The following is a 14276-nucleotide window of genomic DNA, read 5'->3' as shown; positions in this document are numbered from 1 at the left end:
ATATTAGTAATCCGCTATGTAACATTTGCCACTGTCCTGATCTGCCCCGATCTGACCGGTAGACGAAGTACGCCACCGGAGGGGCAGAGCGAGCCCGGGTCCGTCTCATCCGCTTCTGGGCACTGAAGTCCGTCTGGTTTGAAGAAGTCATAGAACCGCCCGAGTGGCAGCGGAACCGCATCCTCCGCCACGGCCGTGCTGACGCTGTGTCGTGAGCCAGCGGAAGCCGTACCCCAGTGATCTGTCCGACGCCCGATGGGCCTTGATCGAGCCGAAACTGACGGCCTGGAGGAAAGCCCGGCTCGACCGCAGGCCCACCGGCAAGCCGGCACAGGTCGAACTGCGCGACGTGTTCAACGCGATCCTCTACATCAACCGTACGGGAATCCCCTGGAAATACCTTCCCCACGACTTCCCGAACCACGGCACCGTCTATGCCTACTATGCGGCCTGGCGCGACGAGGGCGTGTTCGCGGAACTCAACTACGACTTGACCGGCCTGGCCCGCGTGAAGGAGGGGCGCAGGCCCGAGCCGACCGCCTCGGTGATCGACACCCAGAGCGTAAAGACCTCCACCAACGTGCCCCTGACCAGCCAGGGAACGGACGCCGCAAAGAAGATCGTCGGCCGGAAGCGCGGCATCCTCACCGACACCATCGGCCTGCTCCTCGCCGTGACCGTGACCGCCGCGAGCCTGTCCGAGAACGCCCTGGGAATCCGACTCCTCAACCAGGCCAAGAAGACCTACCCGAGCATCTCCAAGAGCTGGGTCGACACCGGCTTCAAGAACGCCATGATCGAGCACGGAGCCGGCCTCGGAATTGACGTCGAAGTCGTCGCGAGAAAATCCGACGTCCGCGGCTTCCACGTCGTGAAAAGGCGCTGGGTAGTCGAACGAAGTCTGGGGTGGCTCATGTTGCGCCGCCGTCTCGCACGCGACTACGAGACCCTACCGGCCAGCTCCGAAGCCATGATCCACATCGCCTCGATCGACAACCTCACCAAGCGCATAACGGACGAGACCACACCAACCTGGCGAGGAACCTACTAGGGCATAAAGGGCAATCCGTTCACATCAAATGCCCTCTGAGATCAGTAGAGCAGTGCTGCACGAACTGGACGAGGAACGCCTCGTCAGCTGGGAAGGCCACCCCGTTCAACCGGAGCTTCGATGCGTTAGCGACAGCCCGGCCCGAAAACCTCGCATCGCCGCGACGTGCGGACTCACACGATCACCGGGACTATGAAATGCCCTTGGTCTCTGTGTCGGCGTGGTGTTGTCCGCGGACAACGCGCTGGAGGATCAGAGCTTCGTGTGCAGCTCCTAGTGTGGAGCGGTGAACGCCGCGTCCGCGAGACCGGCCCGGAGCGTGGCCGCCTGCTCCGCGGCGGTGGCCCTCAGTACCTGAACCAGCTCCGCCGGCGTCGGGCCGGTGGCGACCGAGGCTTGTCCGGCTTCCGATGCAGCGGACGTGTTGTCCGCGGACAACACGGAGCCCGCGTCCCCGTCGATGGCGCGGGCCGACCGCGGGCTGGCCGTCGGCGCTTCGCTTACAGCGGCTCGCTGTTCGGGGATGTTGTCCGCGGACAACATGCTCTCGCCAGAGTCGGCCGTTCCGCAGCACCCGGGTCCGCAGCCGCCGCAGCGCCTGCGGCGGCGCCTGCTGAGCCCTCCAACTGGGGTACGGCATGGTGCTCGTCGGATCGAGCGGGGCTTCGGCCTGAGGCGTGTTGTCCGCGGACAACACATTGGCCTTGGCTGCTGCCAGGAGTCTTTCTCGTGCTCCCGGCGGTCCTTCTCCTGACTCTTCAGCTGCTCGGCCATGGCGAGCAGCGAGGCGACGCCGAGTGAGGCGTCGTCCCTGAGAGCGCGGGCAAGCCGGCGGGCGTACCCCTCTGCCATGGTGCCGTCGATCAGCATCTGATGGATTCGCAGGCAGGATGAGTAGTGCGATCTGGTTGCCAGCCCAGGAGCGGTCCTTGACTCGGCGGCGGGCGACTTCGGCAGCGTCCCCGTCGCAGGCCTGGAGGAGTTCGCTGAGGCCGCGCGCGCGTTCGATGATGTTGAAGTCCCGGCGCTCGTAGTTCTCAAGCATCAGGTAGTCGATGAGGTCTGCGCGACTGGTGGCGAGGTCGCCGCGGACGACGAAGTCCCGGAACAGCAGCTCCATCACTGCTGATCATGTCGAGGACCGGTGGCAGTGCCACTCGCAGCGCGAAAGCGGCTGCGGCCGTGGCCTGCCCGGCAGGCGCGTCGGTGACCGGGATCGGGATTGGATCGCCAGCAATGCCTGCGGGAACGCGGGGCAGAATCACGACTGTCGGCGCTGCGGCGGGTGCATTGGGCGGCCGGGCTGTGTACGGCCCGGCCGCCCGGGGGCTTCACCGTGCGGTGCCCGGGCCGTGGGGGTGTACGTGCCGGGCGGTGTGGAGCAGGCGCAGCCGCGCGCCCTGGTCGGGGCGCTCGGCCGGTTCAACGAGCGGGTGGCCCCGGCGGATACGGCGCGGTCTGGGCCGGGCCGGGTGTCTGTGGCGATCGGGGAGTCTGCGACGGGTGATCTTCACGTTGCCCTAGGGTTGCGGGAGTTCCCGGTGGCGAGTCTGTTGCCGGGACTTCGTGCTTTCCGGAGGGCGAAAGATCTTGCGGTACGTGCGGTTGTTGCGGCGGGGCCCGGTTGTTCTTCTGTGGGGCGCGCAGACGGCGTCGGTGTTCGGTGACCGGCTGTACGCCCTGGCGGTGATGTGGCTCGCGTGGCAGAGGTCCGGTGGCGCGGCGATGGGTCTGGTGGCCGTCGCGGAGTCGGTGCCGTACGTCGTGCTCGGGACGGTCGGTGGGCGGGTGATGGAGCGGTTCACGACGCTGCGCGCGCTTGCGGTGGTGGACGTGGCGCGGATGGTGCTGGTCGCCGGCTTGCCGTGGACGTGGGAGGTGTTCGGCACGCCGGGGCTGCTGTTGTCGGCAGGCCTGCTGGGGGTCGGCGGGGCTTTGTTCGATCCGAACCTCGGGGCGCTGGTGCCGGACCTGGTGCGGTCGGGTGAGGTGCAGGCCGTGAACGGGCTGATGGACCTGACCGCTCGGATCGCGCGGGTCGCCGGCCCCGCATCGGCCGGTGTGCTGCTCGCGGTGATGCCGATGGGCGGGCTGTTCTGGTTGGACGCGGGCACGTTCGCGCTGTCCGCCGTCGCACTGGCTGGCTTGGGGGCCGGGACTGCGCGCCGCCGGGAGGCTGCCCCGGCCGGTGCCACGGCCGCGCCGGTGCTGGTGCCGCGGGCCCGGGCCCTGGTGCGCACGCATCCGGAGACCGGGGTGGTGCTGGCTGTCCACGGAATCGCGATCTTCGCGGGGTCGGTGTCGATCGTGATGCCGGCGCTGGTGGCGGTGCGGCTCGGCGGCGGGGTCGGCACCTACGGCGTGATGCTGGCCGCCACGGGGGCCGGGTCGATCGTCGGGAACGCGGTGGCCGGGAACGTCCGGCTGCCGCGGTACCTGCCGGCGTTCTACTGCGTCGCGTGGGCGGTCTCCGGGGTGCTGATGGCGGTGACCGGGTCGGTCCGCACGGTGGCCGAGCTGGTGGCGGTGTCGGCCGCGTACGGTGCCGTGTCACCGTTCCTGGCGGTGGCACTGTCCACGCACCTCGCGCAGTTCCCTCCGGCCGCGCGACGCCGACTGCTCACGGTCGACCAGACGATCACCCGGAGCATGGGCACGCTCGCCATGGTGGGGATCCCGGCCTTGGCTGCGGCCCACCCGAGGGCCGGGTTCACCTCAGGCGGCCTGGCGACAGCCGTGGCGGGTCTTGCTGGGTGCGCCGTGGTGGTGTGGTGGGCGAAAGCCCGCACGCCGTTGCCGGAAGCGGAGCCGGCGCCCGTGGGCCTGGCCGGCTGAGGACGTACGAAGGGCCAGACTCCTACGTCATCGGGGAGTCCGGCCCTTCGTGCGTCCTGGGGTCTCAAATCAGGCGATCAGGGACCAGTGGGTGACGGTGATGTCCTCGAGCGGGAGGCCGAGCTGCTGGTAGATCCGCTGGTGCATCGCGCCGAACCAGGCGTCGCGCCGGTCGTCGAAGAACTCCGGGTCGTACCAAGCGACGCCGAGCAGGACGGTGCCGCCGCCGTTGGGGTTGCCCGGCTCGGCCTCCCAGTAGCTGCATTGCCCCGGCAGCTGTGATTCCGGACCAGGCCCACCTCCGTCTCGCTGACCGTCACTGTCCCCACCAGGGTGCCGATCGCGGACTTGCCGTCCCTGCCGAGGATCAGGTCGCCTTCCCAGTGGCCGGGGACGGTGCGGTCGGCGGCCTCGGCGGGCCGCTCGCTGATCATCGTCATGTTCTTGATCGGGCGGTTGACCCGCTTGTAGGAGAGACGGTGCGGGCGGCGCAGTGAACGTCCTGTCCGGAGCCGCTTGGTGAGCTCGCGCTGTAGGTCGCCGCGGTCCCGGGAGTGCAGGGCCTGGTAGATGGTCTCGTGGGTCACGTGCATCTCCGGGCGGCCCGAACGTGATGGCGTCCCGTGGAGTGGTGTAGCAGAGATCTTGGAGTAACCCCTGGTCATGGGGCAGCCATCGCGCAACTCTCTGAGTAGAACGGCGAGTTCACTCGGGAGGTACGCGATGGCCTTGTCCCAGTCTGACCTACTCCGCGTCATGGAGTCACTGCGTACGGCGGACGGAATCGAGTTGATCAGGGTCCTCGCCCAGCGGATGCTGCAGGAGCTGATCGAGGCCGAGGCCACCGCCCGGATCGGCGCGGAGCCGGGCGAGCGCACCGAGGCCCGCACGACCTGGCGCAACGGCCACCGCGACAAGACGCTCACCACGCAGGCCGGCGATCTGGACCTGGCCATCCCCAAGGTCCGCACCGGCAGCTTCTTCCCCAGCCTGCTCGAACGACGTCGCCGGATCGATCAGGCGCTCTACGCGGTCATCATGGAGGCCTACGTCCTGGGCGTGTCCACCCGCTCGGTCGACGACCTGGTCAAAGCCCTCGGCGCGGACACCGGCGTCTCCAAGAGCGAGGTCTCCCGCATCTGCGCGGACCTGGACGAACAGCTCACCGCCTTCCGGATCCGGCCCCTGGGCCACACCCGCTTCCCCTACATCTACCTCGATGCCACCTACTGCAAGGCCCGGGTGAACCACCAGATCGCCTCCCGGGCCGTGGTGGTCGCCACCGGGATCACCGAGGACGGCGGCCGCGAGGTGCTCGGGGTGATGGTGGGCGACAGCGAGACCGAGGTGTTCTGGGCCGAGTTCCTCCGGTCCCTGCGCGAGCGCGGCCTGTCCGGGGTCCGGCTGGTCATCGGCGATCACCACAGCGGTCTGGTCAAGGCGATCCGCAAGGTCATGCTCGGCGCCGCCTATCAGCGCTGTCGCGTTCACTTCCTGCGGAACGCCTTTGCGATCATCCCGAAGGAGGCCGGTGAGATGGTCGCCGCGACGATCCGCACGATCTTCGCCCAGCCGGCCGAGGCCGCGGTCCGGGCCCAGCTGGACACCGTCGCCGAGATGCTCGGCAAGCAGTTCCCCAAGGTCAAAGCGATGCTGCTGGAGGCCAAGGACGACCTGACCGCCTTCGCCGGCTTCCCGGAACGACATTGGAAGAAGATCCAGTCCACCAACCCACTGGAGCGGATCAACCGCGAGATCAAACGCCGCACCGACGTCGTCCAGGTCTTCCCCAACGACGATGCGCTCCTGCGGCTGGTCACTGCCGTGCTGTTCGAGATGCACGACGAATGGATCGCCTTCCCCCGCCGCTACCTGCCCGAGGGAAGCATGGACCAGATCTACCCCGGCGAGCGCACCCGCGACGAACTCCCGCCCGTTTCATGACCGTTGGCGCACGACCACTACACCACGTCAAGGGACACGACCCAAGCGCAACCACCCCGGCCTGCACGCCCAGGTCAAGCACCTGCCCTGGCGGGACATCCCGCTCGACCACCGCACCCGTGACAAGGCCCACCACCGCGCCGAGATCCGCCGACTGAAGGTCGCCGCGTTCTCCCATATCGACTACCCCGGCGCGCGCCAGGCCGTCCAGGTCGTGCGCTGGCGACGCGACCTGACGACCGGAAAGCTCACCGTCGAGCGGGTCTACCTGATCACCAGCCTGGACGTGTTCGACGCCACCCCGGCCGAACTCGCCGCCTGGATCAGAGGCCACTGGAGCATCGAGAACCTGCTGCACCACGTCCGTGACCGGACCTTCCGCGAGGACGACTCCAAGGTCCGCACCGGCCACCTGCCCCGGACCATGGCCAGCCTGCGCAACCTCGCCATCAGCGTCTTCCGCCAGGACGGCAAGACCAACATCGCCGCCGCCCTCCGCCACACCGGCCGCGACCACCAGCGGCCACTACGAGCCCTCGGCCTCACCTGACGAAACCGGACACTTCTCGATCATGCAATGGCCCTGTCCCGGAGAACGTCCGGTTGACCAGACACACACAGCCACGGATGACCCGGCCCCTTCGCTCCGCCCCCATTACAGAGGCTTCATCACTACTACGAACCGGTCCGCCAACACGCCAGGGCTGATTCATAGTCGTCGTTGGGAAACATCCGGGCTGTTCAGGGCAGGTTGAGCAGGTCGAGTGGGCGGTCGTGGGGTGCGTAGGAGACCTCGCGCAGTCCGGCCGCGATGCCTTTGTGCCCGGCGTCTCGGAGGGTGTCGATGGCGAGGTTGCGCAGGGTGGCCATGTTCTCGGGGCCGTGGCCGCTGCGGATCTTGGAGGCGTCCTCGGCGAAGGTGGTGTCGCGCACGAAGTGGAGCCGGTTCTCGATGGTCCAGTGCGAGCGCGCGAGGTGGGCGAGCTTCTGCGGGGACGCCTGGAGGGCGGTCAGGTCGGTGATCGCGTAGACGGTCTGCCGGGAGACCTTGCCGGTGCGGGCGTCGGTGCGGTGCCGCAGGATCTTGGCAGCCTGGACGACGTGGGGGAAGTCCAGGTGAAGGTCGGTGACGGTCAGCACCCGCAGCGAACGGGTCTCGCGACGTCCGTGGCCCAGTTTGCGGTCGTAGCGTGCCCGTACCCGTGGCCAGGGCAGGGCCCGCAGGGCGGCGTGCAGCCGGGGCTGGTTGCCCTTCACCGGCAGCAGGAAGTGCGCCTGGCGGTCCTCGACGAGGTGGCGGGCGTGGTCGCGCTGGGTGTGCAGGGCGTCGGCCGTCACCGTCACCCCGGTGAGGTCGAACGGCGCGAGCAGGTGCCGGAAGGCGGTCGCCTCGTTCGTCTTGGCCGGGACCCGTAACGGGGGGACGGTCCGGCCGGTGCCGGTCACGGCGGCCAGGAGGTGGGCGGCGGGCGCGGCGTGGCTCCGCGAGCCGCGTGCGGTCTTGCCGTCCACCGCGACCTGGTCGGCCCCGGTCGGGTCGGTGCCGAGCAGGTCCGCCAGTCCGCCGGGGCACACGGCGAGCAGGACCCGGCGCACGGTGGAGGTCGAGGGCGCGGTGCGGACACCGAGCACACCGTGCGGACGAAACCCGAGGCGGGCGAGGGTGTGCTGAGGTGCGTGGCGGGCCCACTGTCCGATCGCGAGGTAGGAGCGGGCGCCGGCCAGGACCGCGCACGCGGCGGTCAGCAGCACCGCGGCCAGCGGATGCCGGCGACCCCGCCGGTCGCGCGGATCAGGCAGGGTAGACAACCGGTCGGCGAGGAGCGGGAGTTCACGCTCGGCGCGGCCGGGCGACTTGATCAGGCAGACGGTGGCAGACTGGCGACACATCGGAGCAGTGATGATGGTGCCGTGGTCCTCCGCCGGGTCTGACCCGCATCGAAGCTGACGCCCTCGGGCTGTCATTCCGGAGATCTGTCGACTCGCCGCGGAGGGCCACGACGCACACGGCCGGACGGGCGTTCGTGACCTGATAGGAGCTTGGGCTAGAAGCCCCCGTCACTGCTTTGTCCGCCCGCCCGACCGGCGTGTGCTGCCTCCTGACGCATCCGGAAGGACAGCACCACCATCATGACCGATCAGCCCCGTGACGTCTTCGGTGGCGTCGACACCCACACCGACACCCACCACGCGGCCGTCGTCGACGCCCTGGGCCGACACCTCGCCGATGCCCAGTTCCCCACCACCAGCGAGGGCTACCACGCCCTGCTGACCTGGCTGCGCTCACACGGGAATGTGTGCGCCGTGGGAGTGGAGGGCACCGGCTCGTACGGCACCCAGCTCGCCCGGGTCCTGGCCGCGGCCGGCCTGACAGTCTTCGACATCAACCGGCCCGACCGGCGAATACGCCACCGACAGGGTAAGTCCGACCCGATCGACGCCTACGCCGCGGCCCAGGCCGTCGCCGCCGGACGCGCCGACATCGTCCCCAAGGCTCACGACGGCGCCGCCGAGTCGCTGCGCGTCCTGCACAACGCCCGTACCTCCGCCGTCAAGGCCCGCACCCAGGCGATCAACCAGATCCGCAGCCTGCTCGTCACCGCCCCGGACACGCTCCGCGCCCAGCTACGTGGCCTTGCCGCAGCTGACCTGATCGCCACGTTCAGCCGCCTTCGGCCGAGCGGCGACCTGGCCACTCCGGCTGCCGCGGCGAAATTCACCCTGCGCCGCCTGGCCCGCCGGTACCAGGAGCTGGGCCGCGAAATCGAGGACTACGACAGCGAGTTGACCTCGCTTGCGACCCAGGCCGCCCCCGAGCTCGTCAGCGTCAACGGCGTCGGCCCCGAGACAGCCGCCCGCCTGCTGGCCGCCGTCGGCGACAACCCCGAACGCCTGCGCTCCGAAGCGGCGTTCGCCCACCTGTGCGGCGTCGCCCCGATCCCCGCCTCATCCGGCCGGCGGGACCGTCACCGGCTCAACCGCGGCGGCAACAGGTCCGCCAACGCCGCCCTCTACCGCATCGTCGTCGTCCGTATGCGGCACGACCAGCGCACCCGCGACTACATCGCCCGGCGCACCGCGCAGGGACTCCAGAAGAAGGACATCATCCGCTGCCTCAAGCGGTACGTGGCTCGCGAGGTCTTCCGGGCCCTGACCTGCGCAGACACCCCCAGAATCGACCTTGCGCAGGCCGCTTGACAGACGATAGGAGCATCTCCGGGACACGGGCGACTTGGTAGGTCACCCCGTCAACCGGAGCTCCGTTGCTTACGTGACGGCCGACACGACACCACCGCCCCCGACCTGCGCGTTCACCCGTGGCCAGGACTTTGAATCAGCCCTGATCGGGACGGGGACTTCAGGGAGTGCCCGTATCCGCTGTTCCCGGCCGAGGGTGGGCTGCTGAAGTGGGGTAACAACTCCAACTCCGACCGTTTCTTCTGGCTGATGCGGGACCCGGACCCGGACCGGTGGCCGGTCGCCGTCAAGTTCCACTCGATGCGGGAGTGGGATCTGTTCGAGGGCGGCTTCCTGGAATTTCTGCTGGCCGCGGTGACACAGCAGTACCCGTACCATGATGATGTCGTCCCGGACGGGCTGAAGCAGGCCGGTGACGGTCGTGCTTATCGTTTCAAGGGTGACTGGTCCAAGCAGGTTCGGCAGTGAGCCCGCGAACATGGTCAACGATCAGGGTGAACCGCCCCGGGTTCGGTAGAGATCTCAGGTTGTGGCTGTGACCAGGGGTTTCGTGGTCGCCAGGTAGTAGTTGGTCTCGTATTCTCAACGACTGGGCGCCTTTCGGGCTCTTCTGCTCCATCCGTGGGTCGGTCCGGAGTGCCTGACACGGCACACGCCGTCCCCTGTGCAGATCTTGAGGTATCGAGGCTCAGGATCAGACGCGCAGGGAGAACGGCGTGCGGTTCACCACCGTATTGAAGGCACTGGTCGGATGCGGGGAGGCAGCGCCGGAGGACGCCTGGTTCGAGGAAGAGTCCCAGGTCATCGTGGTCGCGGTGCGTCTGCGGGGTCGGGCGCGTCGCCGCTGCGGGGTCTGCGGCAGGCGCTGCCCCCGCTTCGATGCCGGGGACGGCCGGCGCCGCTGGCGGCACCTGGACGCGGCCGGCCTGAAACTCTTCCTGGAGGCTGACGCTCCGCGGGTGTCGTGCACGCGGCACGGTGTGGTGGTCGCGGCGGTGCCCTGGGCCCGTCACGGAGCCGGGCATACCCGTGACTTCGACCAGCAGGTCGCCTGGCTGGCCACCGAGTGCTCCAAGTCGGCAACCGCGCAGTTGATGCGGGTCGCCTGGCGCACTGTCGGCGCGATCCTGACCCGCTACCGGCGCGACGCCGACGTCGGGATCGACCGCCTCGCCGGGCTGCGGCGGATCGGCGTCGACGAGATCTCCTACCGCAAGGGGCAGAAGTACATGACCGTGGTCGTGGACCACGACACCCGGCACGTGGTGTGGATGGCCGACGGCCACGGCAAGGAGGTCCTGCGCCGCTTCTTCGACGCTCTCGGCGAGCAACGGGCCCATCGGCTGACGCATATCAGCGCGGACGGCGCGGAGTGGATCGCGGACGTCGTGGCCGAGCGCGCCCCGAACGCGATCCGGGCGATGGACCCGTTCCACGTCGTCGCCTGGGCCACCGACGCCCTCGACGAGGAACGCCGCGCGAGCTGGAACCGGGCCCGGCGCCAGGCCGCCGACCCCGACCTGGCCCGCCGGCTGAAGCACTCGCGCCACGCGCTGTGGAAGAACCCGGAAGACCTGACCGAGCGCCAGAGCGCGAAGCTGGCCTGGATCGCCGCCAACGACCCCCGTCTGCACCGCGCCTACCTCTTGAAGGAGGGCCTGCGCATGGTCTACCGGATCGCGAAGGCCGAGGGCATGGCGGCTGCCGTCGCCGCGCTGGACCGCTGGCTGGCCTGGGCCCAGCGCTGCCGCATCCCCGCCTTCCTGGACCTGCGCCGGAAGATCAAACGGCACCGCGAGGCCATCACGGCCGCGATCGCCGAGCAATTGTCCAACGGGCTGATCGAGTCGACCAACACCAAGACCCGTCTGATCATCCGCCGAGGCTTCGGCTTCCGCACCGCCGACGCCGTCATCGCCCTCGTCATGCTCACCCTCGACGGCAACCGACCCACCCTGCCCCGCCGCCAACTCACCTGATCACACCCACGGATCCAGCAGAAGAGCCGCCTTTCGCCGGCCTCGACGTCGCCTACTACCGGACCGGCAACGTCTCCGGCGCCACCCTCGGCGGCCGCGGCATTGCCAACGGCCGGGTCTTCAAGCTCATCGGCTCGATCAGCAAGGTCTGGTTCGACGTCACCGAGGGCCGACTCCACATCAGCCATTACGACGCAGACCAGGTCGAGGTCCGCTACCTCGACGGCGAACGTGACTACGCCGACCGCGTCGCCCGTCTCCGCGCCGGCATCAACACCGCCGCCGCCAACCTCTGACCACCGTCACCCAACCGACAGGATCACCGCCATGTCGCTCGTCACCATCACCTCCGGTAGACGCGGCCCATGTTGCTCTTCTGCTACTGAACTTGAATGCGTGATGTCGGCCTGAAGATGATCAGCCGTCCATGATCAGGCCGGTGGTGGCGAGGCAGGCGTCGATGAGGTGAGGCCGGTACTGGATCTTCTTCAAGCTGCGTCTGACGGCCCGGGCGAGCTGGTCGAGGTCGGCGGCGAGGTTGCCGATGGTGCGCTTGACCAGCGACCAGATGCCCTCCTGCGGATTGAGGTCCGGTGCGTACGACGGGAGTTGGAAGACGGTCAGCCAGTCCTTGCTCGCCTGGATGAACTCCTGCATCGGCGGCATCAGGTGGGCACGGAGGTTGTCCCACACGAGTACGATCGGGCCGCCGAGCTGGATGTGTGCGCGGATGAGCAGGTCCCGGTAGTCCTGCCAGGTCAGGCCCTTCTTCTCGCTCTTGCGACCGTGGTAGACGTGGAAGCTGTAGAACATCCGGGAGCGCTTGCCGGTCTTGTAGCAGCTCAATCCCGCCATGGAGACCCGGCCCGATCCCCGGCCCCGCACCCGCACGACGGGGGTGCACCCGATCCTGCCCCAGGTCCTGGCGCGCGGTGGCCTCATCGATTGCCCGGCTTCGTCCTCGAAGACGAGCCAGGCGTCGCGGGCTGCCGCGGCGCTCTTACCCGCGACCACGTGTCCTTCTTCCACAACTCCACTGCCGCGTCGTCGCGTTCGATGGCACGGCGGGCCGGCTGCTGCCAGGACCAGCCGTGCCGCTTGAGCAGGACCCAGGTGCCCTCCACGGTGTAGGAGACGTGGAACAGCCGGCCGATCAAGGTCTTCACCCGTGCCAGGGTCCACCGCTGGTCCTGCCAGCCGTGGGCCAGCGGTCCGCGCTCCAACTCCCGCTCCAGCCGACCGATCTGGGCGTCGGACAGCTTCGGACGACCGGGTGAGCCCTTCGAAGCCACACCTGCCGCACCGCCCTCGCGCCACTGCCGGCGCCAGCGCTCCACCGAACGCACGCTCACCCGCAGTGCGGCCGCGATCTCCCGGTTCTGCTCGCCGCCCTCGAAGCGCTCCACGGCCTGCTGCCGGATCCGCTCGCGTGCGGCCCTCTCCGCGTCGGTCAAACCGCCGCCCTGTGCGTATCTCACAGCACACGACTACCGGGACCGACCCTCCGCCGGCAGGCGAACGCTTCTGCTTCACCCATCCGAGCGACATCACGCATTCAAGTTCAGTAGCGGCGGCCGCCGAGGGCGATCATCAGGTCGGCGGTGAGGTGACGGCCCGGGGACGGCGGCGCAGGAGGGCGGGGAGCTTGACGCGGTAGGTGAGGGAGGCGGCGTTGACGGTGGTGATGGTGGTCATCGGGTAGCACTGTGCCTCAAAGTTCAAGTGGGTTCGCCCGAAATGGCAATGACTGGCCATCAGGCACCCACTGCCGGCGCGCCGCGCGGCAGCGCGGCCCGAGCCTCGCCTGATCCCGCTTCGGCGCGCACCCGGTCCTGCGCGCCCCTGACGCTCCGCCACGCTCCCTACCCGGGGATGCCGTGCTGCGCCACGATGGGCCCGTCCTGACCCGTACACGAAGGGGAGTGCAGCATGGTGCCGTCGCGGGGCCAGCACGAGAAGCCGCCGCCGGACCCGGGCAAGGGAGACCCGCCTCCGGGCAACGCCGACGGGCAGGTGCCGGCGCCGCCGCCAAGCGACGGAAAGCACAAGAAGAAGTGACGGAGCACCAGCACCTGGTGGCCGGGCGGGAGCGGCTGGACGCGGCCATGGCCGGGCGTTCGGCGTGGCCGGAGCGTTCGCCGTGGCTGCGCGAGGCTGTGGCCGTGCTGCCGCGGGACGGTTTCGCGCCGGACCGGTTGTGGCGGTGGGACGGGCGCGCGTACGTGCCCGTCGACCGCGCGGTGGATCCGGCGGGCTGGGCGGGTGAGCTGTACGCCGACCAGGACGCGGCCGCGGTGACGCAGGTGACCGGCGGGCTGCCGACGTCGTCGCTGTCGGCGCAGGCCGTGGTGGTGGACATGCTGGACTCGCTGCTGCTGGAGCCCGGGCACCGGGTGTGGGACGTCGGCACCGGGCAGGGCTGGAGTGCGGCGATCGCCGGGTGGCGGGCCGGCCCGGGCCGGGTGGTGTCCACGGAGCTGGACCCGGCCCTGGCGGCGTTCGCGCGCGGCCGGCTCGCGGCGGCCGGCGTCGACGTCGAGATGCTGGTCGCGGACGGATCCGCCGGGCGGCCGCCGGGCCGCTTCGACCGGGTGCACGCCACCTACGCGGTGGAGCGGGTGCCGTGGGCGTGGGTAGAGGCGACGGTGCCGGGTGGGCGGATCGTTTACCCGTGGGGCCGGCTCGGGCACGTCGCCCTCACCGTTGCTGCGGACGGCCGGTCGGCGTCCGGCTGGGTGCAGGGCCTGGCGCAGTTCATGCCGGACCGCGGCCCCGCCGCGGGCGCGGGCCCGGGCGCGGGTGGGCCGGCCGCGGGGTATGCGCAGGTGCGTGGCGACGGGCCGCCTGAGACCGAGCACCGCGTGGAGCGGGACCTGGTGCCGCTGTGTGAGGACTGGGATCTGCGGTTCGCGTTGCGGGTCGCCGTCCCGGACGCGGTGTTCACCACGGCAGTCGACGAGGACGGCACCTCGGCGTGGGTGCACGACGGCGCCCGCTCGTGGGCGGCCCTGTCCGCGGCTGGTGGCGGGACGGTGGTGGTGCACCAGGGCGGTCCGCGGCGCCTCGGCGACGAGGTGCTGGCCGCGTGGGACCAGTGGACGGGCCTGGGCCGGCCGTCGCGGTACGACTACGGCATCACCGTCACCCCGGGCGTGCAGTGGGTGTGGGTGGGTGACGCCGCGACCGGGCCGCGCTGGCCGGTGGGCCGGGCCGCAGCGGCCCCGGCAGCCGTCGGCTGACACCACCGGCCGGAGACCGGCACTGGCGGT

At 69.8% G+C, this 14276-nt stretch carries 9 protein-coding genes and 2 pseudogenes; 8 read left to right on the top strand and 3 right to left on the bottom strand.

Annotated elements, in window-relative coordinates; translation table 11 throughout:
* Positions 1-211: 211 nt before the first annotated feature.
* Entirely contained in the window at positions 212-1051 is an 840-nt protein-coding gene (locus tag ACF9IK_RS00205; protein WP_395292196.1) for an IS5 family transposase, read from the top strand.
* 1599 nt (positions 1052-2650) lie between these two features.
* Positions 2651-3886: an MFS transporter gene (locus ACF9IK_RS00200; RefSeq protein WP_395292195.1), complete on the top strand. Its 1236-nt coding sequence runs from the start codon at positions 2651-2653 to the stop codon at positions 3884-3886.
* Positions 3887-4212: 326 nt separating this feature from the next.
* Here ACF9IK_RS00200 and ACF9IK_RS00195 read toward each other — a convergent pair.
* Positions 4213-4488: pseudogene (locus ACF9IK_RS00195) on the bottom strand (transposase); the annotation flags it as partial.
* Between the two features lie 121 nt (positions 4489-4609).
* On the opposite strand from ACF9IK_RS00195, the gene ACF9IK_RS00190 reads away from it, so the two are divergent.
* Both ACF9IK_RS00190 and ACF9IK_RS00185 read left to right on the top strand, forming a co-directional pair.
* The gene (locus ACF9IK_RS00190) at positions 4610-5830 is read left to right on the top strand and encodes an IS256 family transposase (RefSeq protein WP_395292194.1); all 1221 of its coding nucleotides are present in this window, start codon (positions 4610-4612) and stop codon (positions 5828-5830) included.
* Positions 5831-5885: 55 nt separating this feature from the next.
* Positions 5886-6380, top strand: a pseudogene (locus ACF9IK_RS00185) (ISAs1 family transposase); the annotation flags it as partial.
* 191 nt (positions 6381-6571) lie between these two features.
* Here ACF9IK_RS00185 and ACF9IK_RS00180 read toward each other — a convergent pair.
* The gene (locus tag ACF9IK_RS00180; protein ID WP_395292193.1) at positions 6572-7720 is read right to left on the bottom strand and encodes an ISAs1 family transposase; all 1149 of its coding nucleotides are present in this window, start codon (positions 7718-7720) and stop codon (positions 6572-6574) included.
* A gap of 240 nt (positions 7721-7960) precedes the next feature.
* Between ACF9IK_RS00180 and ACF9IK_RS00175 the strand changes: the two genes are divergently transcribed.
* The 3 genes from ACF9IK_RS00175 to ACF9IK_RS00165 all read left to right on the top strand — a co-directional run bounded on the left by ACF9IK_RS00175 (position 7961) and on the right by ACF9IK_RS00165 (position 11007).
* Entirely contained in the window at positions 7961-9028 is a 1068-nt protein-coding gene (locus ACF9IK_RS00175; RefSeq protein ID WP_395292192.1) for an IS110 family transposase, read from the top strand.
* Positions 9029-9277: 249 nt separating this feature from the next.
* Positions 9278-9496, top strand: coding sequence for a hypothetical protein (locus tag ACF9IK_RS00170; protein WP_395292191.1), 219 nt, complete (start codon positions 9278-9280; stop codon positions 9494-9496).
* 248 nt (positions 9497-9744) lie between these two features.
* Positions 9745-11007 (top strand): ISL3 family transposase, encoded by a 1263-nt coding sequence (locus ACF9IK_RS00165; protein WP_395292190.1) that lies wholly within the window; start codon positions 9745-9747, stop codon positions 11005-11007.
* A 417-nt stretch (positions 11008-11424) separates the two neighbouring features.
* Here ACF9IK_RS00165 and ACF9IK_RS37000 read toward each other — a convergent pair.
* Positions 11425-12485, bottom strand: a protein-coding gene (locus ACF9IK_RS37000) for an IS630 family transposase (RefSeq protein ID WP_428846362.1) whose coding sequence is annotated in 2 segments (ribosomal slippage) — positions 11425-12038 and positions 12038-12485 — 1062 coding nt in all. Because the reading frame shifts where the segments join, the coding sequence is not laid out codon by codon here.
* 576 nt (positions 12486-13061) lie between these two features.
* Here ACF9IK_RS37000 and ACF9IK_RS00150 point away from each other — a divergent pair.
* On the top strand, positions 13062-14246 hold the full coding sequence (locus tag ACF9IK_RS00150) for a methyltransferase domain-containing protein (protein WP_395292187.1): 1185 nt from the start codon (positions 13062-13064) through the stop codon (positions 14244-14246).
* Positions 14247-14276 lie beyond the last annotated feature (30 nt).

This window comes from Kitasatospora hibisci, from assembly GCF_043950205.1.
In the GTDB taxonomy this organism is placed as follows: Bacteria; Actinomycetota; Actinomycetes; order Streptomycetales; family Streptomycetaceae; genus Kitasatospora; species Kitasatospora hibisci.
The sequence above is the reverse complement of the archived record's forward strand: the minus strand, read 5'-3'. Positions and strand labels throughout refer to the sequence as shown.

Bases quoted from the DNA above. Each gene is read 5' to 3' on its own strand.
- ACF9IK_RS00190 (WP_395292194.1), top strand. From the start codon at position 4,610: ATGGCCTTGTCCCAGTCTGACCTACTCCGCGTCATGGAGTCACTGCGT.
- ACF9IK_RS00180 (WP_395292193.1), bottom strand. From the start codon at position 7,720: ATGTGTCGCCAGTCTGCCACCGTCTGCCTGATCAAGTCGCCCGGCCGC.
- ACF9IK_RS00175 (WP_395292192.1), top strand. From the start codon at position 7,961: ATGACCGATCAGCCCCGTGACGTCTTCGGTGGCGTCGACACCCACACC.
- ACF9IK_RS00170 (WP_395292191.1), top strand. From the start codon at position 9,278: ATGCGGGACCCGGACCCGGACCGGTGGCCGGTCGCCGTCAAGTTCCAC.